19 protein-coding genes are annotated in these 24,904 nt (G+C 65.5%); 10 read left to right on the top strand and 9 right to left on the bottom strand.

Annotated features, from left to right (window positions below):
* Positions 1-222: 222 nt before the first annotated feature.
* Positions 223-1,542 (bottom strand): selenite/tellurite reduction operon rhodanese-like protein ExtH, encoded by a 1,320-nt coding sequence (extH, locus tag ACNSN7_RS12460; protein ID WP_418282622.1) that lies wholly within the window; start codon positions 1,540-1,542, stop codon positions 223-225.
* Between the two features lie 224 nt (positions 1,543-1,766).
* On the bottom strand, positions 1,767-2,504 hold the full coding sequence (locus tag ACNSN7_RS12455) for a helix-turn-helix domain-containing protein (protein WP_418282621.1): 738 nt from the start codon (positions 2,502-2,504) through the stop codon (positions 1,767-1,769).
* A gap of 336 nt (positions 2,505-2,840) precedes the next feature.
* On the opposite strand from ACNSN7_RS12455, the gene ACNSN7_RS12450 reads away from it, so the two are divergent.
* Entirely contained in the window at positions 2,841-5,288 is a 2,448-nt protein-coding gene (locus ACNSN7_RS12450; protein WP_418282620.1) for a DEAD/DEAH box helicase, read from the top strand.
* On the top strand, positions 5,285-6,259 hold the full coding sequence (locus tag ACNSN7_RS12445; RefSeq protein WP_418282619.1) for a DUF5787 family protein: 975 nt from the start codon (positions 5,285-5,287) through the stop codon (positions 6,257-6,259). Before ACNSN7_RS12450 ends, ACNSN7_RS12445 begins: the two co-directional genes overlap by 4 nt.
* Before the next feature lie 164 nt (positions 6,260-6,423).
* Here ACNSN7_RS12445 and ACNSN7_RS12440 read toward each other — a convergent pair whose 3' ends face one another.
* A complete protein-coding gene (locus ACNSN7_RS12440) occupies positions 6,424-6,573 on the bottom strand; it encodes a rubrerythrin-like domain-containing protein (protein ID WP_418282618.1) in 150 nt (49 codons plus the stop codon).
* Positions 6,574-7,744: 1,171 nt separating this feature from the next.
* Here ACNSN7_RS12440 and ACNSN7_RS12435 point away from each other — a divergent pair.
* Positions 7,745-10,033, top strand: a complete 2,289-nt coding sequence (locus tag ACNSN7_RS12435; protein ID WP_418282617.1) for a PAS domain S-box protein — start codon at positions 7,745-7,747, stop codon at positions 10,031-10,033.
* Between the two features lie 283 nt (positions 10,034-10,316).
* Here the strand turns inward: ACNSN7_RS12435 and ACNSN7_RS12430 are convergent, their stop codons facing one another.
* Positions 10,317-11,081: a pirin family protein gene (locus ACNSN7_RS12430; RefSeq protein WP_418282616.1), complete on the bottom strand. Its 765-nt coding sequence runs from the start codon at positions 11,079-11,081 to the stop codon at positions 10,317-10,319.
* A gap of 330 nt (positions 11,082-11,411) precedes the next feature.
* Complete coding sequence (locus ACNSN7_RS12425) at positions 11,412-13,652, bottom strand: DUF7527 domain-containing protein (RefSeq protein ID WP_418282615.1); 2,241 nt, start codon at positions 13,650-13,652, stop codon at positions 11,412-11,414.
* 368 nt (positions 13,653-14,020) lie between these two features.
* On the opposite strand from ACNSN7_RS12425, the gene ACNSN7_RS12420 reads away from it, so the two are divergent.
* From ACNSN7_RS12420 to ACNSN7_RS12410, 3 genes are read left to right on the top strand one after another with little or no spacing between them, the layout of a single operon-like run.
* The gene (locus ACNSN7_RS12420) at positions 14,021-14,524 is read left to right on the top strand and encodes a TlpA family protein disulfide reductase (protein ID WP_418282614.1); all 504 of its coding nucleotides are present in this window, start codon (positions 14,021-14,023) and stop codon (positions 14,522-14,524) included.
* Positions 14,521-15,171 (top strand): cytochrome c biogenesis protein CcdA, encoded by a 651-nt coding sequence (locus ACNSN7_RS12415; protein ID WP_418282613.1) that lies wholly within the window; start codon positions 14,521-14,523, stop codon positions 15,169-15,171. Before ACNSN7_RS12420 ends, ACNSN7_RS12415 begins: the two co-directional genes overlap by 4 nt.
* Before the next feature lie 52 nt (positions 15,172-15,223).
* Positions 15,224-15,910, top strand: a complete 687-nt coding sequence (locus ACNSN7_RS12410) for an SCO family protein (RefSeq protein ID WP_418282612.1) — start codon at positions 15,224-15,226, stop codon at positions 15,908-15,910.
* Between the two features lie 58 nt (positions 15,911-15,968).
* On the opposite strand, the gene ACNSN7_RS12405 is transcribed toward ACNSN7_RS12410, so the two are convergent.
* A complete protein-coding gene (locus tag ACNSN7_RS12405) occupies positions 15,969-16,538 on the bottom strand; it encodes a nitrous oxide reductase accessory protein NosL (RefSeq protein ID WP_418282611.1) in 570 nt (189 codons plus the stop codon).
* Between the two features lie 83 nt (positions 16,539-16,621).
* Between ACNSN7_RS12405 and ACNSN7_RS12400 the strand changes: the two genes are divergently transcribed.
* Genes ACNSN7_RS12400 through ACNSN7_RS12390 form a run of 3 tightly spaced genes read left to right on the top strand, consistent with a single transcriptional unit; the run spans position 16,622 to position 20,342 of the window.
* Positions 16,622-18,700, top strand: a complete 2,079-nt coding sequence (locus ACNSN7_RS12400) for a right-handed parallel beta-helix repeat-containing protein (RefSeq protein WP_418282610.1) — start codon at positions 16,622-16,624, stop codon at positions 18,698-18,700.
* Positions 18,697-19,440: an ABC transporter ATP-binding protein gene (locus tag ACNSN7_RS12395; protein ID WP_418282609.1), complete on the top strand. Its 744-nt coding sequence runs from the start codon at positions 18,697-18,699 to the stop codon at positions 19,438-19,440. The genes ACNSN7_RS12400 and ACNSN7_RS12395 overlap by 4 nt, the downstream gene beginning before the upstream one ends.
* Positions 19,437-20,342, top strand: coding sequence for an ABC transporter permease subunit (locus ACNSN7_RS12390; RefSeq protein ID WP_418282608.1), 906 nt, complete (start codon positions 19,437-19,439; stop codon positions 20,340-20,342). Before ACNSN7_RS12395 ends, ACNSN7_RS12390 begins: the two co-directional genes overlap by 4 nt.
* A gap of 102 nt (positions 20,343-20,444) precedes the next feature.
* On the opposite strand, the gene ACNSN7_RS12385 is transcribed toward ACNSN7_RS12390, so the two are convergent.
* Positions 20,445-20,789, bottom strand: a complete 345-nt coding sequence (locus tag ACNSN7_RS12385) for a DUF7471 family protein (protein ID WP_418282607.1) — start codon at positions 20,787-20,789, stop codon at positions 20,445-20,447.
* A gap of 114 nt (positions 20,790-20,903) precedes the next feature.
* On the opposite strand from ACNSN7_RS12385, the gene ACNSN7_RS12380 reads away from it, so the two are divergent.
* Positions 20,904-21,407, top strand: a complete 504-nt coding sequence (locus tag ACNSN7_RS12380; protein ID WP_418282606.1) for a winged helix-turn-helix transcriptional regulator — start codon at positions 20,904-20,906, stop codon at positions 21,405-21,407.
* 165 nt (positions 21,408-21,572) lie between these two features.
* On the opposite strand, the gene ACNSN7_RS12375 is transcribed toward ACNSN7_RS12380, so the two are convergent.
* Both ACNSN7_RS12375 and ACNSN7_RS12370 read right to left on the bottom strand, forming a co-directional pair.
* Entirely contained in the window at positions 21,573-22,130 is a 558-nt protein-coding gene (locus tag ACNSN7_RS12375; RefSeq protein WP_418282605.1) for a DoxX family protein, read from the bottom strand.
* A gap of 179 nt (positions 22,131-22,309) precedes the next feature.
* A complete protein-coding gene (locus tag ACNSN7_RS12370; RefSeq protein WP_418282604.1) occupies positions 22,310-24,769 on the bottom strand; it encodes a GAF domain-containing protein in 2,460 nt (819 codons plus the stop codon).
* Positions 24,770-24,904: the final 135 nt, after the last annotated feature.

The raw sequence follows: 24,904 nt of genomic DNA, 5'->3' as shown, positions 1-24,904 counted from the left end.
GATCGTCTAACAGCGAATTTCCAGAATTCGGGCACAAATACTCGTATAGGACCCGTATAGCGCAACCATACAGCTAAAACGCTATCACCCTCGGATTTAACAGTTTAAAAGAGAATTCGATATTACTCGACGACCGATCGGATGTGTGGTTCCGAGTGGTGATCGTCAGGGTCCCGCCAAGCGCCAGTCGCCGGCGGTCGGTGCCGAGAGCGGGTCGCGACGTCAGTCGCCGGCGGTCGGTGCCATGAGCGAGCCGCAGCCCCAGTCGCCGCCACCATCGCCGTCGGCGGCGTCACCCATGTACTCGAGGTCGGCCTGTTCGATCTGGTTCGCCTCGGGCGAGTCGAGCGCGGGGATCTCGTCGACCGCGATCTCCAGTTCGCTGTCGCCGGTGTCGCCGTCCGTACGGTCATGCATGTCGACGCGCCACTCGTCCGGCGGGGTGTTCGCGTCGTCGTTGTTGCCGTCGTAGTTGGCCCACTGTCTGGAGAACGAGCCGTCGTAGACGCTCACATCGTCGTATCCGAGGATCCCGTCGAGTGCGAAGTACCCCATCGCGGCGCGGTAGCCGCTGCCACAGAACGTCACGAACGTGTCGCCGTCCGAGACGCCGTCCAGTCCGAAGAGGTGCGATTCGACCGCGTCGGCCCCCTTCCAGCGTCCGCCCTCCTCGTAGGTGGTCGCGTAGCTGTCGCCATCGTGGTAGTTAGCGGGGTCGTCGATGACCGACGTGGCGATCGTCGCGGCGGGATCGGGACGGTTGTCGAGGAAGACGTCGTCGCGCTCACCCTCCCCTTTGAGGTCGACGCGCTGGATCACTTGTGCGATCCCGAGACGCTCGTCGTTGTTCAGGCCGTCGTTCGCCTCCACGCTGAACTCCGCGGACGGTGCGTCCGGCTCGCCGCCGGTTTCCAGCCCGTACTCCTCGCCGTAAGCGTGATAGCCACCGTTGAGGACCTTCACGCGCTCACGTGGAAAGCCCCAGTACCGCAGCGTCCAGTACGCTCTCGCGGTGCGCAACGCGCTCGGTCCGGAGAGCACGATCGTCGTCTGCGGACAGACGCCGCTTCGCTGAATGACCTCGTCCATCAGCTCGCCGTCCGGGACCATCGGGGCCGCCTCGCCGAGTCCCTCGAGCCGGCTCGCGTGGAACTCGCTCGCGTCCCACTTGAGCGCGCCGGGAACGTGGCCGTCCTCGTACGTGTCGGTCTCCCAGACGCGGAGGACGACGACCCGTTTTCTGTCGTCGAGCTCCTGCAGATTGACGAGGCCGGCGTCCTGCCACTCCTTGAGCGTCGCGGGCTCGATGAGGGCGTTCGCCGTCTCCTCCGGGTTCGGCGGCTCCTCCTCCTCGTCTTCCTCCTCTTCTTCTTCCGGTTCGGGCTCTTCTTCCGGTTCGGGCTCCTCGGTTTCGAGGTCCGCTTCCGGCTCGTCGTCGCCACCGAGGCAGCCGGCGAGTGCTGCGCCGATTCCGATGCTGGTCGCCGTGAGTATCGACCGACGGTTGACGCTGAGTCGGTCCGTGTGGGAGTCGTCGTTCATGGGTCTCACGTTCGGACGTACTCCCGGTCCGCGGATAGAGCGTTCTCGGGACCGATAAAGGTTTTATATACTCCGAACCATCCCACCGAGCAGTGCCGAGACGAGCGATCGCGGGAAACGAGGAGGTTTCTGCCCGTTACCACCTGTTTTCGGGGGACTGAATCGCCGAATCCGATTGAAAAGCGTTAGCTACTTATAACCCAAACGGACACCGGAACGAACCGCTACGAGTCCATCCAACAGCTACACTCACAGTCCAGCTGTCGGAGGATGTTGGCTTCCGCTCGCTGGAGACGCTGTGAGAGCGCCGACGTCGAGATATCGATCTCCGCGGCGACGTCCGCCAACGACGTGTCCGAGTCCGGATCGTAGTGGCCACAGTCCTGGGCTTTCGAGACGGCTTCGCGTTGTTTCGGCGTCAACGAGGAGATGTCCACCGAACACGACTCCGTCCCGTCCGGTCCCTCGGTCGAGGTGAGCGACCGAACAGTTACGCTTGCACAGCGTTGTCGGACCTCGTTGACAAGCGTCGAGAGGGTGTCGACGGTATCGAGTCGCGTTTCGACCACGAAGGAGCCGGTCCCGGTCTCCAGAAAGCGAGGGATACAGCCGTACCGCGAGAACACGATCCCCGGACAGTGCTCGCAGATCGGCGCGGAGAACTGCTTCGTCGACGAGGTGGTCGCTCCATACTCGAGAACCTCGACCTCCGCGAGACACTGACCCATCTGATACCGAACGTCGACGTCCAGCACGTTCCCATCGAACTCGTCCAGCAGACAAGAGCCGCCACGCTCGACCTGTAACACCGCTCGCACCCCGCGATCCTCGTACGGCGATCGATCGGACGCGCTCGCCGCCTTCCCGTCGGTCTCGCGCTCCGGCGTCGGTCCGGTGTCCCGGCTCGTCGGTGACTCGGCGGCCGCTGTCTCGTCGGGGGTCGCGGTGCCGCGGTCTACCATGAGCTCGTGTCGAAGTTCGCTACCGGAACACATGAGTAAAATGTGAATTCTCAGTGAGTAGGAACGGCAGATCTCCCGGTAAAACCGTGGTTTCATGCGATGAGAAAACAGGTATTTGGCGACCCTCTCCCGATTTTTTGACGCCTGAGCCGAGGAGTCCGATCACATCGACCGAACTCGATCGGCAAGACACCGACTCCGGCGGGAGCCGCAATCCGGCCGGCTCCGATAGTACCGACCGTCCCTCAGGCGCGACCCGTCGACGGTTACGGCCCATGACGGCAACGATTCCGGGCGACCACAACCGGTTAGGCGTTCCCGCCCCCTACGGGTGTCGTGGACGACGTCATCGACTGGCTTCGTGGCCGCCCATACTACGAGGGACAGATCGCGGAGCACAGACGCGTGTCCGCCCGCGCTCCCGAGTTCGCCGACGTCGATCTCGAACCGCGCCTCGCGGACGCGCTCGCGGAGCGCGGCATCGATCGCCCGTATCGCCATCAGGCGGAGGCGATCACGGCGCTCCGCGACGGCGACGACGTGGTGCTCGCCACGGAGACCGCGAGCGGCAAGTCCCTCGCGTACACCGTTCCCGCGTTCGAGGCCGCGATGGACCACGGCGGACGGACGCTGTACGTCGGCCCGCAGAACGCATTGATCGCCGATCAGGCGGAGACGCTCTCCGATCTCGCTCACGGTCTCGGCTTCGGGAGCCGCGTCTCCGTCGACTCGTACACCGGGCGGCTTTCACGGGCGGAGAAACGTGACGTCCGCGACCGCCGTCCCACGGTTCTGTTATCGAACCCGGACATGCTCCACTACGCGCTGTTGCCGTACGCCGGACGGCTCTGGGAGTGGTTCTTCTCCTCGCTGGAGTACGTCGTCATCGACGAGGTCCACAACTATCGCGGCGTGTTCGGCTCGCAGGTCGCGTTGACGCTTCGTCGGCTCGCGCGCACCTGCGAGCGCTTCGGAACCGACCCGCAGTTCGTCTGCTGTTCGGCGACGATCAACAACCCCGTCGACCACGCCGCGACGGTCACCGGACGCGACCCCGACCGGATCGCGCTCGTCGACGAGGACGCCTCCGGACACGGACCTCGCGACTGGGTGTTGTGGAACCCGCCGGAGTACGACGACGACTGGCAGGAGCGGGGAGCCGGCCGCCGGCGGTCGAGCCACACCGAGAGCAAGCGGCTGTTCGTCGACCTCGTCGCGGCCGGTAGTCAGACGCTGGCGTTCACGCGGGCCCGCCAGACGGCCGAGCAGTACGCGACCGACAGCGCGAGCGAACTCCGCGAGCGCGGCGAGAGCGACCTCGCAGCGAACGTGGGTGCGTATCAGGCGGCGCTCACCGACGGGAAGCGCCGCGCCATCGAGGCCGATCTCCACGCCGGCGACCTGCGGGGCGTCTGGTCGACGAACGCGCTCGAACTCGGCGTCGACGTGGGCGGGCTCGACGCCGTGATCCTCGACGGCTACCCCGGAACGCGGATGTCGGCGTACCAACGCGCGGGGCGGGCGGGGCGCGGCGACGACCCCGCGCTCGTGGTCATGGTCGCCGGCGAGGACCAGCTCGACCAGTACCTGATGAATCATCCGGAGGACTTCTTCGAGGCTCCGCCGGAGGACGCGATCTGCGACCCGGAGAACGACCAGCTGCTCCCGCGACACGTCGCGTGTGCCGCCGACGAGAGCTGGCTGTCTCCGGCAGACCGCATACACTTCGGCGAGTCGTTCCCGCGCGTCGTCGCCGACCTGACCGACGCCGGGGTGCTCGAACGGCGGAACGCCGCGGACGGGACGCGGTGGACGTTCAACGGGTCGTCGAGCCCGCAACACGACATGAGCCTCCGGACCGCCGAGGAGCGCGAGATCGACCTGATCGATGGCTCCTCGAACGACGTCGTCGCATCGCTCGGCTTCTCGGACGCGCTTCGCGACGCCCACCCGGGCGCGATCTACCACCAGCAGGGGCGCACGTACGAGGTGACCGATCTCGATCTCGACCGTGACGTCGCACGCCTCCAGTCGTCGTGGGCGGACTACTACACGCAGGTGCTCTCGGAGAAGGACGTCGTCGTCAACGAGGACCTCGCCGAGCGGACGCTCTCGGCCCGGCCGGACGCACCGGTCCGGTTCGCGGACGTCACGGTGACCGAGCGGATCACGGGATTCGTCCGGAAGGACTCGGCGACCGGGCAGTCGCTCGGCGAGTCGACGCTGGATCTCCCCGAGACGACGCTCCGAACGAAGGCGATCCACGTCCCCGTTCCCGAGGACGTCGAAGCGGAGATGCGATCGATCGGTGGTGCGGCGGGGACGGACGGAGAGACGGGGGCGGACACCGGATCGGCGAGGGTGGATGACGGTATGGTCGGGGCGGACACCGGATCGGCGGGACCGAGCGACGGAACGGCCGGGGCGGGCGGCGAGTACGCCTTCAACGGCGGGATTCACGCCGCGGAACACGGCCTCATCTCGCTGTTCCCGTTCCACATGCTCTGTGATCGCGCGGACGTGGGCGGGCTCTCGACGCCGTATCACCCCCACAACGACGCGGCGACCGTGTTCGTGTACGACGGCTATCCCGGCGGCGTCGGCCTCGCGCGCCGCGGCCACGAGCGGATCGAGGAGCTGATGGGCCGGACGGCGCGGCTGATCGACGGCTGTGACTGTGCGGACGGGTGTCCCGCCTGCGTCCAGTCGCCCCATTGTGGCAACGCGAACGAGCCGTTGACGAAGGCGACCGCGGTCCACCTCCTGGAGGCGCTGACGTCGTGATCCCGGACGCCGAGTTCGGCTACGAACTGCTCGTCTGTCGGTACGCCGAACTCGCCTGGTATCCCGACGAGTCGCCCCGCCCCGTCATCGTCTCCCGACAGCTCGGAACGAAGCGGCGACGGTGGGACACCGTCGTCATCGAGGTCGATCCGGAGGGACTCGCCAGCCGACGGGCGTTCGGCGCTCGGACCATCGACTCCGACCTCCTCCACGTCGTCCGATACGCTCCGGCGACATGGGCGTGGTATCGCGACGCGCTCCCGCAGCCGGGGTACCCGTGGCGGTACGTTCGGCAGGCGGTCCACCGGGCTGCGGACCGTGACCTGATCGAGAAGCGCCGCCGCGGGAATCGGATCGAGCTGCGCCGGACGCGACCGTATCCGGACTGGGTGCGGCGGATCGTCGCGATCGAGAACAAGCCGGATCTCGACGCGAGCGCGGCAGACGCGCTCGCGGACCAGCTGTCCCACGACGTCGACGCCGCGCTCGCCGACGAGGTCTGGCTCGCGACGGAGACGACCGGCGACCGGGTCGAGCCCGCGCTCCTGCGCGCGATGCCCGTCGAAGCGGGGATCCTCACGACCGACTTCGAGAGCGGCGTCGACGACGACGCCGGACGCGTCGACTGGTACCCGAGCGATCTCACGCCGTCGGAGCGCGACAAGCAGACGATCACTCGGCGGCTGGAGATCGCGGAGCGGGCCTACGGAAAGGGATGGCGCTCGTTCCACGAGACGATGCGGCCCGACTGTCGCTGCTTCGAGCTTCGACGAGCCGGACGCGCGCTCGTTCCTCACTGCGCCGCCAAGGAACGAACGCCCACCGCTCGAGAGTGTTCGGGGTCGTGTCCGGAGTTCGCGCCGGAGCCGCCGGGCTGGCGGACGAACGGGTGGCCGATCGAGGGCGGACCGGGTGCGGGGATCAAGCGGCTTCTGGAACGACGCCGCGATCGGGAGCGAAACGGGCACTGATCGGTACGGTCACGATCAGCGGTCCGGACGCACGTCGTCGTCTCGACGTGCGCGGACCGCCATCAGTGCCGGAAAATCGTTTTATAAGTCGTATCGTCGCGTGCGCTCGTCACTCTGATCGGGAGCCGTCGTCTTGGTCACTCGATCGGGAGCCGTCGTCTTGGTCACTCGATCGGGAGGCCTCGGTTCCGCATCGTTCCGCCGCAGTTCGGGCAGACGCCCGGGTGTCCGTCCCCGTCGTCCACGATCGTCGCACAGTCGAAGCACTCGTAGGGGGTCGCGTCACCGGTGTCGAGGTCGGGAGGTAGGTCCATCATGGGTTGAAACTGAGCGACATCAGGTGTTCGGACGCGCTCGGCTGAGTATACAAGGTGTATAAGGGAATAGAAAGCGGTTCGATAACGAACCTATTTCGGAATTGGGGGTTCGATTATCAACCTCATGTCGGCGTTCTCTCGGTTCCCGGTCCGTTGGAGTCCCCATCATTCAGGATAATACGGACTGAAGCATCCGTTCACTGAAGATGCAGCGGCGATCGATAACGGGAGTGAGTATTGCAGTCCGCCGGTCGTGCTGCGGTATTTAAACGACCGTGAGCGACGTCGATGGTTATTTATAAAGAACGCATGCGGTGGCGTGCGCCCGTGAGCGGCCGTCAGGCCGCGAACGGCCTCGCGCGAGGGAGTCAGAGGCGGTCGCCGGAACCGCTCGGCGACCGCCCCTGACGAGGCTGGGGAGGCGTGAGGTGCGGGTGCGGTGCTGTGCGGGGTGGGACTCAAAGGGGCAGCCGTGATCCCCGCGAACGGAGTGAGCGGGGGCTCGGGAGACGGAGTCTCCCGGTGGGGCGAAGCCCGCCGCAGCAAGCAGCGTGGCGCTACGCGCCACGGGCAGCCGGCGGCAGAGCCGCCGGCGACACCGCAGCGAGGAAGCGACAGCGACTGAGCGAGGCGCGCAGCAAGGCGCGCGAGTCGTCGCGGCTGGGGCTTTGCAGGTGTTCACCGTCGATCCGAGTAAGACCATTTATAAGCGAGCGGCTGGGGCTTTGCAGGTGTTCACCGTCGATCCGAGGAAGACCGCTTATAAGCGAGCGGCTGGGGCTTTGCAGGTGTTTACCGTCGATCCGAGTAAGATCGCTTATAAGTGAGTGACTAAGGCTTTGGAGGTGTTCACCGCCCCGCTAGCAGCTTATAAACACCCGCCAGCAACACCTCAGTTCCACGTATAAACGGCCAGACCACCGATCTGAGTCATGTACTCCCGCTATCGATCGCCGCTGTGTCCGTACTGACCGCGATCGGGGCCAGGTACATCAGATATTGAGGATTTCAACAGAGCTTGCGATCTTCACTAATCGCGTTTACTGTTTATTCACCCCATCCTTTTTATTATTAATAACCATACTCGATATATGTGTATGTGTCTCCACTCTCCATCGGCTAGACGTGAGCCCTGCTGTCATACGACTGCGTTCACGGAGCGTTCCCTGTGACTGGGGGGACGGTGCGTTCTCGTGAGGCGAGACAGCAACTGTACGACATCGTTCGGCAGGACATCCCATTCACGGAGAAAGGACGTGAGGCACTCGCGCTCGGTGCCGAGTATTTGGGGGCAGATAACGGTCATCTCACCCGAATCGATCAGGAAACCAACTACTGGGAAGCAGAGATAAGTACTGATCCAAAAGATGGCCCGTTCCCCCCGGGGTTGCAACTCGACCTTGGAACGACGTATTGCCGGCGCACGCTCGAGTCTGACTCGCAGATCGCCCTTCACGATGCCCCGAACCAAGGGTGGGAAAACGACATCGCGTTCGAGTCACACGGCCTCAACTGTTATCTCGGGACGACACTCGTCGTTGACGGAGAGTCGTACGGAACGGTCTGTTTCGTAGCGGACGATCCGCGAGAGGACCCATTTAGCAACGAGGAGACGATGTTTGCGGAACTCATCGCTCGACTCCTCGAACGCGAACTCGAACGGGAACAACACGAGGCTACCCTCACACGGTATGCAAACCTCGCACTCGTACTCAACCGAGTGCTCCGGCATAACCTCCGAAACGACATGTCCGTCATTCGAGGATATACCAAGCTTATGGCCGAGAAGCTTGACGGGGACACCTACGGGGAGACTGCGCTGAAAAACATCGATGGACTCATCGAACTCACGGAGAAGGCCCGCGAACTCGATGAAATCGTCGCCGCTGAGGACGAACGAGAGCCCACGGAAGTGGTTTCGCTCGTCGAGGACGTCGTGGACACCGCCCGTCGGAAGTATCCGAATGCGACGGTGACCCTCGAATCCGACCAAGCCATCACAACGGACCTCTTCCCGGGGTTCGAGCGCGCTCTCTGGGAACTGCTTGAGAACGCTGCGAAACACAGCGGGACACACCCACGCATCACCGTTACTGTCGAAACGGTTCCGAACGCCGTTGAGATCCATATCGAGGACAACGGACCCGGACTCGACGAGGAAGAAGCGGAAGTACTCGAAACCGGGGCGGAAACTCCGCTTATCCATGGAAGCGGATTGGGGCTATGGCTGATACATTGGATCGTCTCGAATCACGACGGGAAGACCACTGCCAAATCCTCACCAGACGGGACGACGATGACGGTCTCGATCCCGCGGAAGACCGCAGCGAACCCTCAACAACGGTTGGCGAAGCTCACCCGTGCTCGTGACCAGTATCAGGCAGCGTTCCAAGAGTCCACCGACACGATGCTGATCGTCAACGACGACGCAAGAGTGGTTGAGGCGAATCCCGCTGCGGAACACGTGTTCGGCGTGGACCGGAAGACGTTACTCGGTCGGCATCTCTCGGAGTTCATTCCGGCGGAAGTCGATTTCGACGCCACCTGGAGCGAATTCCAACGGTCCGGTGTTGCTCACGATACGATACCGGTCACGGGCGATGATGGGGTGACGAGGCAGGTCGAATACTCGGCAGTGACCGATATCGTACCCGGCGAGCATCTCGTCATCAGTCGTGATGTCACCGACCGTGTCGAACGTGCGAACGAACTCAGATGGAAAACGAAGGCGATGGAGAACGCACCGGTCGGCATCACGATCACGGATCCGATACAGCCGGACAATCCGATGGTGTACGCCAACGAACAGTTCCGTGAGTTGACCGGATACGATGCAGAAGAGATCTCCGGACGGAACTGTCGGTTCCTCCAAGGAGCGGAGACGGACCCTGAAACGGTTGAGACGATCAGTCGTGCTATTGCATCTGAAGAGCCGGTATCGGTTCGGATTCGGAATTACCGGAAGGATGGAACGCCGTTTTGGAACCGGGTCAGCATCGCACCGGTGAAAGACAACGACGGAACCCTCACGAACTTTATCGGGTTTCAAGAGGACATTACCGATCAAGTCACGCGGGAACGAGAACTCACAGACACGACAGAGCGGCTTGAAGCGATTATCGAGATCTCACCGGACCCGATCATTGCGGTTGATGTGGATGGACGAATCGAGTTGTGGAACGAGGCCGCTGAAAACGTATTTGGGTACGAGACAGAGTCAGTCGTTGGTGAACAGGTTCAGGATCTCAGGCTATACAGCGAGGCGCAAGAACCCGAGTTTGAAACTCGATTCACGCGTGTGCTTGGCGGTGAGATACTCAGGAACGACGAGATCCTACGGTACACGGAAGACGGCGACCGCGTTCGGTTGATCCTCTCGGCAGCACCGATTCGGGACGTGTCAGGAACGATCACGGGTGTGATAGCCGTCGCCAAAGACGTCACGGACGAGCTGTAGACAGCCAGAGGATCCCGCCGTGTACGGCGGGCGTGAATCACGAGTCGAGTGCAGTTTCGACTTCCTCGACGTCGTTCGGGTGGACGCGCCGTTCCCGCGCACGAAGTGGAGTCGACGTCATCTGATTGTGTGTGCAACACGGCGACTGGGATGTCGTCGATCGACAGATCGCTCGTCGTCCCCTGTTGGCTTACGGAGATCGCCTGACTATGAGAGCTCGCCAGGAAGCCCTCGCCCTCTCGAGGGGACGAAAGACACCAGCGGTGGCCCGCTTTCCAGTGTCTCAGCGGCCGATCGTGCCGTGGCGCGTGATCGGGGCGTCAGGGTTGATGGTGAACGCGACGATGGTCGAGTCCTCAACTGCGGTGACGGTGACGTCGCTGTCGTCAGTCACGAGTGCGCTCTCGGTGTCCCCGATGGACGCCTCACCGAGGTCGACGGTACCGTCGAAGACGTACAGATAGGTGTGCCAGTCCGACCGGGACGGGAGCGTAACCGTGGCACCGGCGTCGAGGCGGCAGTCGTAGAAATCGACGTCGTTGCGGACGAACAGCGGGGCGTTGGTTCCCTTGGGACCGAACAGATGCCGCCACTCGTTCGCGACGGGACCGGGAATCGGCTCGTGCTGGATGCCTGGCTCGAGATCGAGGCTGTGCGGCCGGACGAAGATCTGGAGCATCCGCAGCGGTGGGTCGTCAGCGAGCGTCTCTTCGGCGTGCCAGAAGCCGCTGCCGGCGTTCATCACCATCAGGTGCTCGGAGTCAGTCACGAGCTCGTTGTCCTGGCGGTCGTCGTGGCGCATCACGCCGTCGGGCACCCACGAGATTATCTCCTCGTTGCGATGCTGGTGCATCCGAATGAGCGTGCCCGGATCCATGAACGACTCGACGACGGTCGCGAGTGGCCCGTACCCGTGATCGTCGTGGTCGGGGACTGCCCGACCGGGGAAGTTCAAGTGGATCCGGAACTTGCCCTGATTCTGCGAGACCTCCGTTCGTGGAGCAGTATATATTCGTGAGTGCGTCCGTGCCGAAGAGGCGTCCTCCATTACCACCTCATAGGCGCTCGGACGCTAAATGGGTTCTGCGGGATGGTTTCCTGAACTGATGGACGGATAGTCCTGAACGGCGGTGCCCTGAACCGGCGGGGCTGCGCCGGCTATCCCGTACCCTCTCGATAGCCCAAAAACGGAACGACCCTGCGTTACCCAACAGCGGAGAATAAATACCCGCCAACAACACCCACATTCGACGTATAAGCACCCGCGCCACCGATCTGATTCACGTACTCCCGCCATCGATCACGAAGCACCCTTCAGCGACCGGGTGTTCCACGCTGTATCGTGTCCGATGGGTGATATTTCAACGGAGCCGGGGAATCATAAGTCCGGGACGGTGACGTGGAAGCCGCCATCGCGGGACTCGACGAGACAGAGGTGGTAGCCGCGCTTCCGTGAGAGCTTCACGAAGCTCTTGCGTTTCGACCGGCCGAACAGGCCGCCACCGACGGCGTTGCTCGCGGCCTCCAGCGCACCGGGCTCGAAGAAGCTCGCCGTGACGGCGAACGCGCCCGCGAAGGAGTCGTTCGACTCCGCGATGTCGCCGCCTTCCGCGACGAGCGACTCCAAGGTTCCCTCGACGGTCGGGTCACGGCTGTCGTTCAGCTCCGCGATGAAAAGCGGGTTCCCCATCCGGTCGCGCAACACGAGATCGAATGTGCGCTGCTCGCGGGTCTCCTCGCCGCCCTCGCGGGTGATGATCGACACCGATCCGTCTATCTCCGCGCGGTCGATGTCGGGGAGCGCGTCGTACAGGTCGCGAAGCGCGCTCTCGTTTCCGGTGTCCCGAACCTCGAACGGCAGCTCCTCGACGAGCCAGCGCGTGAACCCGTACTCCATCGTCCCGTGAAGGAACTCCCTGAAGGGCGCGCCGTCGACGAGCACACCGTCGCTGTCGAAGCTCGTGTGATGTTCGATCCGGAGGTTCTCGCGAAGAGCCGCCGGGTCGACGTCGCCGTCGTGTGCGTCCTCCAGAGTCACGCCACCCTTCGAATCGTACCTGATGAACAGGTTCGTCTCGCTGCGTGCCTCGGCCGCCGGGAGCAGTCGCTCGTCGCCGGAGCGACCCGGCTGGATCGCGGTCAACTCCTCGCGTGCCTGCTCGAGCTCGGAGCGGAGTTCGGTGACTTCCGATTCGAGACGCTCGACTTCGGCTTCGAGACCGTCGACCTCCGATTCGAGCCGATCGCGCTCCTCGGCGATCTCGGTCCGCTCGGTCGCCAGCGACTCGCGCGCCGACTCCGCCGCCTCGAGTTGTGATTCGAGCCGTTGGACCTCCCGATGGAGCTCGCTCCGCTGGACGGACGGACGCTTCGAGACGGCCGATTTTCCCGACTCGGACCGATCGGTCGAACGCGGGCTCGGCGGCGAGTCGCGCCGCTTCGTGTCCGTCGATGAGCGGGACGGCTCGCTGGACGACGAGTCGCTTCGATCCGCCGACGAGTCGCGGCGACCGTCGTCACGAGACCGGCGTTCCGCCCGTGCACTCGCCTCGCTCGGATCGAGTGCCGGGATCGATTTCGCCTCCCGCCACTCAGCCTCCTCGGAGAAGACGTCCTCGTCTTCCGCGTTGGCGGCCGTGTCGGCCACCTGTGATCGTCCGTCTGTAGCCGCGACGTCCTCGTCCGTACTCGATCGCTCGTCGACGTTCGCCCGCCCGTCAGCGTGCGACTCCCCGAGACGTTCCGAAGCGGCGTCATCGGTGGACACCCCGTGAGCGTCGTCGTCGGATCCGTCGAGTGTGGCGTTCCGCTCCGCGGTGGCGTCGGATCCGCTCGACGCTGCATTTGCGGCGGACGCGCGCGCGGTCTCGGTATCGACGGGGCCCGATCGACCGTTCGTCGCGTTCTCATCGCCCGCTGGGGAGTCACCGCCGCCCGGCTGGGCGTCGCCGTCCGTCGACGAGGTGCCGGCGGCGGATGATGACCGCTCGTCGTTCCCGGTCACGTCCGTCTCGATCGGTTCGTCGTCGTCACCGACTGCGGGTTCCGTCTCGTCCGATCCAGTGGTGGACGCGTCCGCGGGTTCAGGGATCTCCCGGACGTCGAGGTCGACCTCGTAGACGGTGTAGATGCCGACCTCGTCGTCGGCGAGGTCGAACGCCTGCTCGCCCGTCTCCAGCCGGCGCGAGTTCCCGACGTACGCGGCGGCTCGCGACTCGCCGGCCGTGTACGTGACGTAGTAGTCGCCGGAGAGCACGTTCTCGGAGAGCTCGACGTACCCCGTGAAGCCGCCCTGTGAGAGCTTCCGATCCGCGTCCGACAGCGGCGTGTCGTTCGTGTAGTACTGTGCTCGCTTCTCGCCGCCGTGCTCCTGCATCGCGAACAGCAGCGGGAGCACCTCCTCCGGGGCCTTGTACACGGTGCCCGAGGCATCGGCGAAGTCGTCGAGGTCGGCGTCGACGGTGCCGACGACGCGACCGTTCAACACGAACAGCCACCCTGAACCGTCCGTCGCCGCCCCGGAGAACCCCCGATCCGCGAGACGGCGTAGACCGGCGAACCCGTCGGAGAAGCTCCGGCCGTCCCATTCGGTGATGTCCTCGATTCGCTGGGCGTCCATTACTGGATGTAGTTCGCCGGAGACGACGCAAATACTTTCCGGAGCGTAGGACGCCCGTCAGACGCCTCGTGGGGCGATAGCGCACCGAAGCGGACGCGGCGGATCGGCCCGTTGGGGAAGGGTCACGCCGGCGGTCGATCGACGGCGAGGCATGGATCGAGCGGTCGGGAGCGACGCCGAGACCGCACCGACCAGAGCGGTGGTGTGACCCGATCCCGTGTGTGTTCCGCGCCGTTCGAGCACTGTCGCCACCGGCGATCGTCGGCGCGCGCCCTCGGTATCACCCACCTCGTCCCGTCGACCCGTCGAGAGACGCACCAGAGCCACTATCTCGATCGCACCGAACGGATCGGTGTGAACCGTCTCAGATGAACCGTCGCACCGCACTCGCCGCGATCGCCGGTATCGGTGTGCTCGGCGGTGGTGGGTACGTCGCACGACGACGGGGAACGGACACCCTCTCGCCGACGCGGATAGAGACGCTTACGGCCCCCGGAAGCACCGCCGGGTATCGGCTCGTCCCAGAGCCCGGGTCGGTCACCGTCCTCGAGTTCTTCGCGACGTGGTGTTCGACGTGTGCGTCGTACATGAACGCGCTCCGAAAGACACGTCGTGTGACCGACGCGGAGTTCGTCTCCGTCACCAACGAACCGGTCGGCGTGTCCGTCGACCGATCGGACGTCGTCGACTGGTGGCGCGAGCACGACGGCGAGTGGACCGTCGGACTCGATGAGGAACTGGCGCTTACGACGGCGCTCGACGCCTCTGCCGTCCCGTACACCGTCGTCTTCGACGAGACGAACGCGGCCGTGTACGCCGAGTCGGGAACGACGAGTGCATCCGAGCTCGTCGCGGTCGTTCGGAACGCATGACGGGGGTAACAGCGGCGACGGCGTTCGCAGCGGGAGTGGGTGCGGCGGCGTTTTTCTCCCCGTGTTCGTACGCACTGTTGCCGGGATACGTCGGGTACTACGTCTCGGCGTCGAACCCCGAGCGCTCGCCGGTCGCGGGGGCGGCGCTCCGCGGCAGTGCGGCGGCGCTCGGTGCCGTCGCCACGTTCACCGTCCTCGGCGGACTCACGGCGGTCGTTGGGAACTCCCTCCGGTCGGTGATACCCACCTTCGAGGCCGGCGTCGGCATCGTTCTCGTCGCGTTGGGTACGCTCGTCGTCGCCGAGTACGACGTGTCCGCTCACGTTCCGCTACCGAGACGGCGGACCGGCGTCGTCGGATTCGGTCTGTTCGGGGCGATGTACGCGCTCGCCGCGGCGGGCTGTGTCTCCCCACTGTTCCTCGCCGTCGTCGTACAGGCCCTCGCGCTTCCGCCGGCCGGTGTGTTGAGCGTCTTCGCCGCGCTCGCTGGGACGTTCGTCCTGCTGCTGCTCGGGGCCACGGTCGTCATCGCCGCCGGGCACAGTGCGGGGACCGCACTCGTCTCCGGGATGTCCCGACGGCTGACCCGCCTCGGCGGCGTGCTCCTCGTCGTTGGTGGGGTCGTTCAGTTGTGGCTCGCGCTGTGAGTTCGGCAGTCGCACCAGACCGGTTATCCTCGTCCCGCCCGTCGGTCCGACAATGAGACGACGAGCGGTGCTCGGAGGGATGGCGACGATTCCGACCGCGGGGCTCGCCGGGTGTACCGAGCGTCTGTTCGACGACCGACAGGAGGGGGTCGTACTGGGGCCACAGGAGGACCAGCTCGCGGAGAGCGACGCCCTGTCGTACCCCGCCTACGGTCAACCGCTGCCCGAGTTCGAACTCCGCGACCCGATCGGGGACGTGACGATCGACACCGCGACGCTCGACAGAACGGCGCTGATCACCGCCGTCTTCACCTCCTGTCCCGCGGAGTGCGGGATCCTCCTCAACCAGCTCGTCGGCGTCCAGGGAGCCGTCGCGGAGGCGGGGATGACCGACGACGTCGCGTTCCTCCCGATCACCTTCGACCCCGAACGTGACGACGCCGACGCGTTGCGCGAGAACGCCGAGACCCTCGGAGTCGACCTCGACCTGGGGAACTGGCACTACCTGCGGCCCGAGTCTCCCGAGGAGGCGACGGACATCGTCTCGGACCGGTTGGGAATCGGGTTCGAGCGCGACACCGAGAGCGAGCGCATGGAGGGATACGACTTCGCTCACGTCATCGTGACGCTGCTCGTCAATCCCGACGGGACCGTTGAGCGGGCTTACCGCGGCGAGAACCTCGACCGCACCCGCGTGAACGAGGACGTGTTCGCCGTCGTCGACGCGTTCGAGGGATGAGACGCTCGCAGGCGACGGTGATCGATGGTTCGAGGGCTGATCGATGGTTCGAGGGCGCTCACAGCGCGTCGATCGTCGCGCGATCGACCGACTCCGCAGCCATCGGTTCGCCCCCGTAGTCGTCGACGAACGACTCGACGTCGGCGTCGTCGCTGAAGGGGATCAGATCCGGCCCCATCGAACCGGCGACCTCGCTCGTTGCAACGACCGTGAGCTCCGTCGTCCGGGTGAACGCCTCGGCCTCGACGTGGGAGGAGAACAGTACGTCAGAGCCCTCCTCGAACACGTCTTGGTCGACGATCGAGTAGTCGGTGAGAAAGACGGTACGGACGTCGCGACCGACGTCCGAGGCGTCGAAGCGGTAGGTGTATGTACACGTGCTGCTGCAGAATCCGGCGGGTCGACCGCCCTCCGGCTCGTCGTCGGCGAAGTGTATCTGTCCGACGGGCCCGGGATGGTCCTCGATGATCATCCCACACTGGTCACACGTCCGTTCTCCGTCGAGAGTGATCGGGGTGGCGGTCTCGTCCCTCCCACCCAGACAGCCGGCGATCGAGACGGAGAGGCTGGCACCGACGCTCGTCAGGAGGCGTCGTCTTCCGAGCGACACACGGATGGAGTCGAACATCGATCGATCGTAGTCGGCTGCAGCGGTTTATCGCCTCGGGACGGGTTCACGCTCCCGTTCGAGGAACGAACCAGACCGGATAAATGCCGCGGCGACGAACGCGTTACGTAGTGATTTTCGGTCCCTCAGACGACCGTTCCCGTCACGTTCTCCTCGCGCTCGCCGTCCTCCTCGTACTGGCGGTGATCGTGACGGCCGGGGCGTTCCTGACCGACCCCGGTGCGGCAGCACCGTCCCCGGTCGCGTACAACGACGCCGTCGAACTCGGCGTCTCCTCGGAAACCGACGAACTCATGACGGGATCGGCGACCGTCCCCCGGATACAGGTGTTCTATTCGCAGCTCCAGTACGTCGTGGGGTACAACGGGATCGAGTCGTTCGTCGGGACGATCGACGACGGGCGGACCGACGGTCAGTTCGGGTATCCGCTCGCCGCCTACGTCGAGACGTTCGACGACGCCGACCCCGGCTCGACCGCCGACGGCCTCTTCAGCGCGCAGGGCGCTCCGTCGTGGACGTCAGCAACCGACGCCGTATACGTCGTCGACAGCGACGTCCGAACCCCCGCCGGAAAGACGGTTGTCCCCTTCGCCGAGCGGGAGGCCGCGGGTGCGTTCGCCGACGTGCACGGGGGAACGATCATCGACTGGACGACGCTCCGAACGCTGTCGTTCGACGTCGACACGGCCGTTTCGGTTCGGTCGATGGCTCCCGATCGGTGGGAGCGGGCTGACGAGCGCATCGCGACCGCCGAGGTCGACACCGACCGACCGGTTTCGGTCGTCGTCGGGGCGGACGAGCCGACGATCGGAGCGGCGGTGGCGGCCGCACCGCCGAACACGACCGTCCTCGTTCCGCCCGGTCGCTACGAGGAGACCGTCGAGGTGACGAAGCCGATCAGCCTCGTGGGGGAGAACGCCCACCTGCACGGTGGCGGCGAGGGGTCGGTGGTCACCGTCCGCGCGCCGAACGTCGCCATCGTCGGGGTGACGGTTACCGGAACCGGAGGCGAGACGCGCAACGCCGACGCTGCGGAGGGGCCACCGGACGCCGACGAGGCGTGGGACACGAACGTCCAGCTCGGGTACGGGCACGGCGATGCCGCGATCCGGGCCGTCGGCGCGCCCGGACTCTTCGTCGACGGTGTCGACGTCGACACGAACGCGAGCGGCGTTCTCCTGCGGGATGGGTCCGACGCGGTGATACGCGACCTCCACGTGGAGGGACCGGACGACTGGCGAGACGGGTTTATGGGCGTTATCGCGATGGAGTCGAGAGTGACGCTCACGAACGCCACGGTTTCGGGCGGGCGTGACGGGGTGTACCTCCACCGCGCCGACGGCTCCGTCGTCCGGAACGCCACCTTCGTGGGGAACCGGTACGGGCTCCACCTCATGTACACGGGTGACGCGCTCCTCGCGGACAACGTCGTCCGGGATGCGGAGTTCGGTGGCATCACCGTGATGACGAGACCGTCAGGCAACGCGATCGTCGGCAACGACGTGCGCGATTCGTCCGCGGGGATTCAGGCGTCCGGCACGCGGTCGTACGTCGGCTACAACACGCTCGCGAACAACCGGCTCGGGTTCTCGACGAGTGCTCGGGGATCGCTGTACGAGCACAACGTCCTCGTCGACAACGAGGAAGGGGCCCGAGCCACCACGGTCGTCCCGTCGAGTCGCATCGTCGCCAACGACTTCGTCGGCAACGACCGCCACGCCGGCGCAGGCGCGGGTGCCCTCCGGATATGGGCCGACGGGGAGCGCGGAAACTACTGGGAGGGCGCAGCCGTCGGCGTGCACGAGCCGGGGGAGCGTGCGTACCGCCCCACGTCGCCGGTCGACGCCGCACTCCACCGAGAGGTCGCCGCAGTCGCCGTGAGAGAATCGCCCGCCACAGCCCTCCTCCACCGACTCCAGGGAACGGTTCCCGGTGCCCGATCGGGAGCCATCATCGATCCGTCCCCCGCGACCGGACCCCACGCACCAGACCGTATCGCCGCGGCGAGGGGGGCGGACACCGCCCGTGCCGACTGGCGCATGGAACTCGACCGACCGATGACGATACACGAGACCGGCCGAATCACGAGCGAGACGACCGCCGGGAGCACGAGCGGAACGACCGCCGGGAGCACGAGCGGGACGGATGGGTGGGGAGGATGACTGCGGGCGTGCTCGTCGACCTGTCGAACGTTACCCGGACGTACGGCGGGGTCCGTGTCCTCGATTCCGTTTCGATGGCGATCCGGCCGGGCGTGACGGTCGTGATCGGACCCAACGGGTCGGGGAAGTCGACCCTGCTCGGATCGATCGCCGGCACGATCGATCCGACCGCGGGAGACGTTCGATACACGGGGCCAGACGCCGCTCGGCGGATCGGGTATCTGCCCCAGCGAATTCCGTTCCGGGACGGGTTTACCGCCCGTGAGACGATCGCGTTCTACGCCAGCCTCGTCGATGAGCCCCCCGACGAGACGCTCGAGCGCGTCGGGCTCACGGACGCCGCCGATCGTCGCGTCGAGGCGCTGTCAGGCGGGATGCGCCGACTCCTCGGGATCGCCCAGGCGACCGTCGGCGATCCACCCCTCGTCGTGCTCGACGAGCCGGCGAGCGGACTCGATCCGGGAATGCGCGAGCGCGCCTTCGAGGTGGCTACCTCACGGGCGTCCGAAAGCACCGCGGTCGTCGTCAGTTCCCACGACCTCGATCTCGTGGATCGACACACGGACGACGTCGTGCTGCTTCACCGTGGACGCGTCGCCGCCGCCGGCTCGCGAGAATCGCTACTGAACGAGTACGGGGTCGCGGACGTCGAAGAGTTGTATCGAGCGATAATCGAGGACGGCGGACGGACCGACGACGAACCGGAGGCCGTCCACGTCGCGGGGGTCTCGGATCGATGACGGCCGCTCTCTCGCTCGTCGTCGAAGCAGCGGAGGACGTTCGTGACGTGTTCGGCGGCGTCGGACCGGTGTTCCACCGCGAGCTCGCGACCGTCGCGAGAACGCCCGGATACGGCGTTCTCGCCGTCGGACTACTGGCCGTCCTGCTGGGGATTCTCACGGTCGGTGGCGGAGGTGGGACCGGGTTCGTTCCCGGCGTCGTCGACCTCCTCTTTCCAACCGAGGTGCTGGTGCCGGCGATCGCCGTCGTGCTCGGCTATCGTGCACTGCTCACCGACGTCGCGAGCGGCGAGCTCGACGTGATACGGACGTATCCGGTGAGCGTGGTCGGCTACGTCTCGGGGGTGTTGTTCGCCCGGTTGCTGGCGTTCCTCGCCGTCGTCGGCGTCCCGTTCGCGCTGGTTGGCGGGTACGTCTGGCTGACCGCGAGTCCGGATACGGGGATCTACGCCACTCACGCCGGGATCGACTCGCCGCTCCTATACGTCCGGTTCCTCGCGTTCGTTACTCTGCTGGGTGCGGCGTACCTCTCGATCGCGGTCGTGGTGTCTGCGGTCGTGTCGAGCCGTCGCAGCGCCGTCGCGCTCGGTACGCTCCTCCTCGTGGGCGGGGTACTCGGCGGTGACCTCGCGCTCCTGCGGTCGTTGGATGCCGGCACGTCGGCTGCGTCGATCCCCTCCCTCCTCGCGCTCACGCCCAACGGGGCGTTCCGTGGGCTCGTGTTTGAGTACGTGATCGGCGTCGCGTTCGCACCCGATGGGGGATTCGTCGACACCGGACGGGCCCTCGGGACGCTCGTCGGGTGGATCGTCGTCAGCACCGTCGGCTCGGCGGGGATCCTGACGTACGGCCGTCGGCTGGACACGCTCCTCGAAGGTGCCCGCGTCCGATTCCTCGAGTGAGAGGAGGCGTCGGACGCGGCGATGAGTTGCAGGCGATTTCTCACCGGAACCGTCGGTTGGCTACGTTTACCCGGATGAGTTCGTAGCGGGACGCCGCTTCGGTCACTTCGATGTGGTCTCGGACAGCGATCCGGGTGCGTGGGCATACACCGCATAGAGCACGGTCGCAGCGATCAGAAAGTCGAGGCTGTGTTCGAGGAAGTGGTGGATCGGCATCGGTACGTAGCCGAGGACGGTTCCGGCCCCGACGATCGACCGTGCCAGAAGTCCCCCGACTGCGACGCTTATCAACAGGTACTGGCTGGTGCGGCGACGACGATACGCGACGAGGCTCACGAGAAACAGCACGCCGGTCCCGAGTCCGGCAACGAACACGACCGCGAGGAGGAGCAGCGACCCTTCAACCCCCCACCCCTCGATCGCCGACAGTGTGGTCACGGAAGTCACGTGTACGAGCAGTAGTGTGAGGAGCGATAAGAAATCACGCCCCGATCGGTCCAGCCGATCGAGAACGGGCGCGAGCCTTTTATCTCGTGATCGACGACCGTTCAACACGCACCGATGCCGGACACCAGAACGCGGATCAAGCGACACGTTCGAGACACCCCCGGAGTGCATTTCAACAGAGTGAGTCGCGACCTCGACATCGCAACGGGACAGACCCAGTATCATCTCCGTCGACTCGTGACGGACGGAGAGCTCGTCGTCGAGCGGATCGGTGGAAAGAGCCATTATTTCGAGACGACGTTCGACCCGTGGGACCGCCGACTGATCGCGTACCTGCAGCGCGAGACGCCGCGCGCGATCGTCGTCCGGCTCTACGCCGAAGGCCCGACGCGCCAGACCACGCTCGCGTCGGAACTCGACGTCGCACGAAGCACGATCGCCTGGCACGTCTCGAACCTGGTCGAGCACGGTATCGTAACGAAGTCGGTCGATCACCCGATGACCCTCACGCTCGTGGACGCCGAGCGGACCGGAGCGCTCCTCGATGAGGTGTCGCCGACGCTCCCCGAGAGCGTCGTGGACCGCTTCATCCGCACCGTCGACGAACTGCTCGATTGAGGCCCGCTTGCCCGACTCGGTCACACGACACGGAGCGTCGTGACCGTCGTGGAGCCACACCGACCGGGTCGGTGTGGGTAGCGTGAAAAGGGCCGGTTCGCTGGAGTTCAGGGGTCGATCGTTTCGCCGGTCCGGCCGTTTCGCCGACCGAACTGTTTTCGGGCGTTACCCGAGGAGGTACTGGAGTTTGGGGTAGCGTTCGACGAGGGGTTGGCCGCCGACGTCGAGGCGCTCGAGGTAGGCGTCGACGCCGAGGATGCGACCCGCGCCGAAGGCGGCGACCGTCAGGAAGACGATCGCGTAGATGAGCGTCGAGTCGAACAGCGCGAGCAGTTCGCCCTCCCAGCCGCCGAGGTAGAACATGAGCATCTGGAGCGCGCCGCCGAGCGCGGCGAGTCGGACGAACGCGCCCGCGATGAGCGCGACGCCGATGAGCACCTGGGTGACCGGGATGACGACGTTGATGATCTCCATGAGCAGCGGGCTGCCGGCCATGGCGGCGAACAGGCCGCTCACCGGACTGGCCGCATCCACGCCGTGGACCAAGTACCCGCTCGCATCGAACGGCCATCCCTGCACCTTCCCGATGCCCGCAAAGAGGATCATCCCGCCGATCAGCGCCCGCAACGCGACGATGAACAGCGCCGACAGCGAGTGGGCCTCTCCCCGCAGCGATACGCCACCGAACTCCCCGCCGAACTCGTTTCGTGCTTTCGTTGACATTGTGTCTCCCTCTACCTGAACGAACGACTCCAGTGAAGGTATAAACCCCACCAGATTCCATACTTCGGAGAAACGACCGTCCACACATATGGATAGTTTAGTCATTTATAAATTATCTCGATCCAAAAAGCGCGAACACGGCCGTTGTGAGGCTTCCGGACGCGGTACGGGAGGCGACCTTACGACGTTCGGAACTCGAACCGTGCGCCGCCCGCGTCGCTCTCGGTCAGTTCGACGGTCCAGCCGTGTGCCTCGGCGATGCTGGCGACGATCGAGAGCCCGAACCCTGTTCCGCCCTGTGTGGTCGTGTAGCCGAACTCGAACACCTTCGATCGGAGGTCTTCTGGAATCCCTGGGCCGTCGTCTTCGACGTAGAACCCGGCGTCGTTCGGGAGCGCACCGACCGTTATCGTGAGCTCATCGCTCGGGTCGTCGCCGGATGTCTCCCGATCGCTCGTCGAGCCGTGTTCCACGCTATCACCGACCTCCGGCCGGTTTCCCGTCGAGCCATGCTCGACGCTGTCATCGGGCTCCGCCCGATTGCTCGTGGAACCGTGTTCCACGCTGTTCCGAATCAGGTTCTCGATCAACTGCCTGAGTCGGTTGGGGTCCGCCTCGATCGTCGCGTCCGTCAGCACCCGGAGCTCGGCGGCGTCCGTTTCGACGGTGTTCCAACACTGGGTGACCAGCCGTCGGAGTTCGATCGGCTCCGGGTCGTCGACGGCCTCGCCGTTCCGTGCGAGCGTGAGCAGGTCGTCGATGAGGGTCTCTATCCGATCGTGGGCACGACCGATCGCTGCGTGATGCGGGGAGTCGGAGCTCTCTCTCGCGAGTTGAAGCCGGCCCTGCGCGACGGTCAGCGGGTTCCGGAGGTCGTGGCTCAACACGTCCGCGAACCGTTCGAGTCGCGTGTTCTGGGCCTCGAGTTCGTCACGCTGCCGACGGAGCGCCGCCTTCCGCTCGTTCGCCTCCAGAACCGTCTCGACGGTGGTCGCGAGGATCCGCGCCATCGAGACGTCGGAGTCGTCGAAGGCGTTCGGCTCCAGTTCTCCGACTGAGAGCGTTCCGTACTCGCCGATCGGGAGGATCATCAGACTCCGAAGACCCGTCCCACTGTCGAACGCGCCGTGCTCCCGTTCGATATCGTCGTACACGGCGATCTCACCACGCTCGTACGTCCGCCAGTTGAGACTGCCGTCGCCGGGTACGAACGCCTTCCGTGGTGGAAGCACGTCGTCGACCGCCTCGCTCTCGGCGACTGGCACCAGCCCACCGACGTCCTCGTCGTACAGACGAACGACCGAGATCGAGAACCCGAGGATATCACCGGCGGCCTCGATGGCCTTGGTCGCGACCTCGGCCTCCGTCTCGGAGGCGATCAGGTCACGCGTCGCCTCGTGGAGCCGAGCCAGACGACGCTCGCGTTCGTACCGCCGTTCGTCACGCTCGACGCGGTCCAACGCGGTGGTGAGCGTCCGCGCGAGGATCTCGGTGAGGGCGTCGTCGGCGTCCGTGAACGCGTCCGTCTCCAGTGCAGAGACGATGAACACGCCGTGGTCGTCGAGCGGGTGGACGATGATGCTTCCAGCCGGGGTATCCTCGCGGATCCGGTCGTCTCCCGCGACGTCGTCGACACGCCGTGGGGTCCCGCTCTCGAAGACGTCCCAGATGAACGCGTCGCGCGTCCCGTACGCCGCGTCCCGCTCGTACTTCGGAACCGTCTCGAACGCTTCGAGGGCCGTCCCGGTCAACACGGTGGGGCCGATCGTCTCACCGCTCTCGTCGAGGAGGTGGATGCCGCTCAGCCGGGCTTCCATCACCTTCTCGGCGGCGTCGACCGCGATACGGGTGGCCTCCGCTTTCGTCGTCGCGAACGCCAACTCGCGTAACTGGTCGCGGAGTTGGCTCACCCGACGCTCGCGCTCGACGCGGTCGCTCACGTCCTGAAACGCCGAGAGGACCGATCTGAGACCGCCCGACGCGTTCGTCACCGCCCGGTGGTGCCACTCACAGGAGACCGTCTCGCCGCCCTCGGTCAGCGTTTCGCTGACGAGCGTCGTCTGCGATTCCCCCTCGCGAAGCCGATCCATCGTCTCACGAACCGCGGCGGGCTCGTCGTCGGGAACGAGTTCGGTCCACGTCGCTCCACGGAGGCGTGTTCCGTCCTGCTCGAGGATCGACTCCGCGGCCTCGTTGACCCGAACGATCTCGGTCGAGTCGTTCCACACGATCGCTCCGACCGGGAGTCGCTCGAAGGGGCTCTCTCGACGGCGCTCGACCGCATCGATGATCCGTGCCGCGAGGTCGTCGTAGGCGGCCTCCGTGTCGTCGTTAGCGACGTAGTCGGTCGCGCCGTGACGCATGGCCTCGACGGCGACGCGCTCGGAATCGGTCCGGAGAAATAGGACGAACGGAAGGTCGCCATGCTCGTCACGGACCGCATCGAGGAGTTCGATTCCGGTCCCGTCGGGCAGATCCCGATCGGAGACGACGCAGTCGACCGCCGCCGTGTCCAACGTCTCGACGCCCGTCCGCATCGACTCAGCCGTCGTGACATCGATCCGGTCGTTCGCCGCCGCGAGCCGCGTGGCGGCTCGATCGTCGGCGGCGACGTAAAGTACCCGGATCGATCCAGTCATGCGGAAAATACCACATTCTGATACCAAAACCGTTTGGATCGATCGTCAGTCCTCGACCGTCTCGAACAACCGGCGGAGCGGGTTTCGCGCGCGGCAGCGCGAGTCATCTCCTAGAGAGCGTACTCTCTACAGATC

The organism is Halorubrum rarum (assembly GCF_048380895.1).
Taxonomy (GTDB): domain Archaea; phylum Halobacteriota; class Halobacteria; order Halobacteriales; family Haloferacaceae; genus Halorubrum.
Note: the sequence above shows the minus strand (reverse complement) of the source record. Positions and strands in the feature narration are given on the sequence as shown.

What these genes read in the sequence shown, in the direction of transcription:
- extH (WP_418282622.1), bottom strand. Translation starts at nt 1,542, where the DNA reads ATGAACGACGACTCCCACACGGACCGACTCAGCGTCAACCGTCGGTCG.
- ACNSN7_RS12455 (WP_418282621.1), bottom strand. Translation starts at nt 2,504, where the DNA reads ATGGTAGACCGCGGCACCGCGACCCCCGACGAGACAGCGGCCGCCGAG.
- ACNSN7_RS12440 (WP_418282618.1), bottom strand. Translation starts at nt 6,573, where the DNA reads ATGGACCTACCTCCCGACCTCGACACCGGTGACGCGACCCCCTACGAG.
- ACNSN7_RS12430 (WP_418282616.1), bottom strand. Translation starts at nt 11,081, where the DNA reads ATGGAGGACGCCTCTTCGGCACGGACGCACTCACGAATATATACTGCT.
- ACNSN7_RS12425 (WP_418282615.1), bottom strand. Translation starts at nt 13,652, where the DNA reads ATGGACGCCCAGCGAATCGAGGACATCACCGAATGGGACGGCCGGAGC.
- ACNSN7_RS12420 (WP_418282614.1), top strand. Translation starts at nt 14,021, where the DNA reads ATGAACCGTCGCACCGCACTCGCCGCGATCGCCGGTATCGGTGTGCTC.
- ACNSN7_RS12415 (WP_418282613.1), top strand. Translation starts at nt 14,521, where the DNA reads ATGACGGGGGTAACAGCGGCGACGGCGTTCGCAGCGGGAGTGGGTGCG.
- ACNSN7_RS12410 (WP_418282612.1), top strand. Translation starts at nt 15,224, where the DNA reads ATGAGACGACGAGCGGTGCTCGGAGGGATGGCGACGATTCCGACCGCG.
- ACNSN7_RS12405 (WP_418282611.1), bottom strand. Translation starts at nt 16,538, where the DNA reads ATGTTCGACTCCATCCGTGTGTCGCTCGGAAGACGACGCCTCCTGACG.
- ACNSN7_RS12400 (WP_418282610.1), top strand. Translation starts at nt 16,622, where the DNA reads ATGCCGCGGCGACGAACGCGTTACGTAGTGATTTTCGGTCCCTCAGAC.
- ACNSN7_RS12395 (WP_418282609.1), top strand. Translation starts at nt 18,697, where the DNA reads ATGACTGCGGGCGTGCTCGTCGACCTGTCGAACGTTACCCGGACGTAC.
- ACNSN7_RS12390 (WP_418282608.1), top strand. Translation starts at nt 19,437, where the DNA reads ATGACGGCCGCTCTCTCGCTCGTCGTCGAAGCAGCGGAGGACGTTCGT.
- ACNSN7_RS12380 (WP_418282606.1), top strand. Translation starts at nt 20,904, where the DNA reads ATGCCGGACACCAGAACGCGGATCAAGCGACACGTTCGAGACACCCCC.
- ACNSN7_RS12375 (WP_418282605.1), bottom strand. Translation starts at nt 22,130, where the DNA reads ATGTCAACGAAAGCACGAAACGAGTTCGGCGGGGAGTTCGGTGGCGTA.
- ACNSN7_RS12370 (WP_418282604.1), bottom strand. Translation starts at nt 24,769, where the DNA reads ATGACTGGATCGATCCGGGTACTTTACGTCGCCGCCGACGATCGAGCC.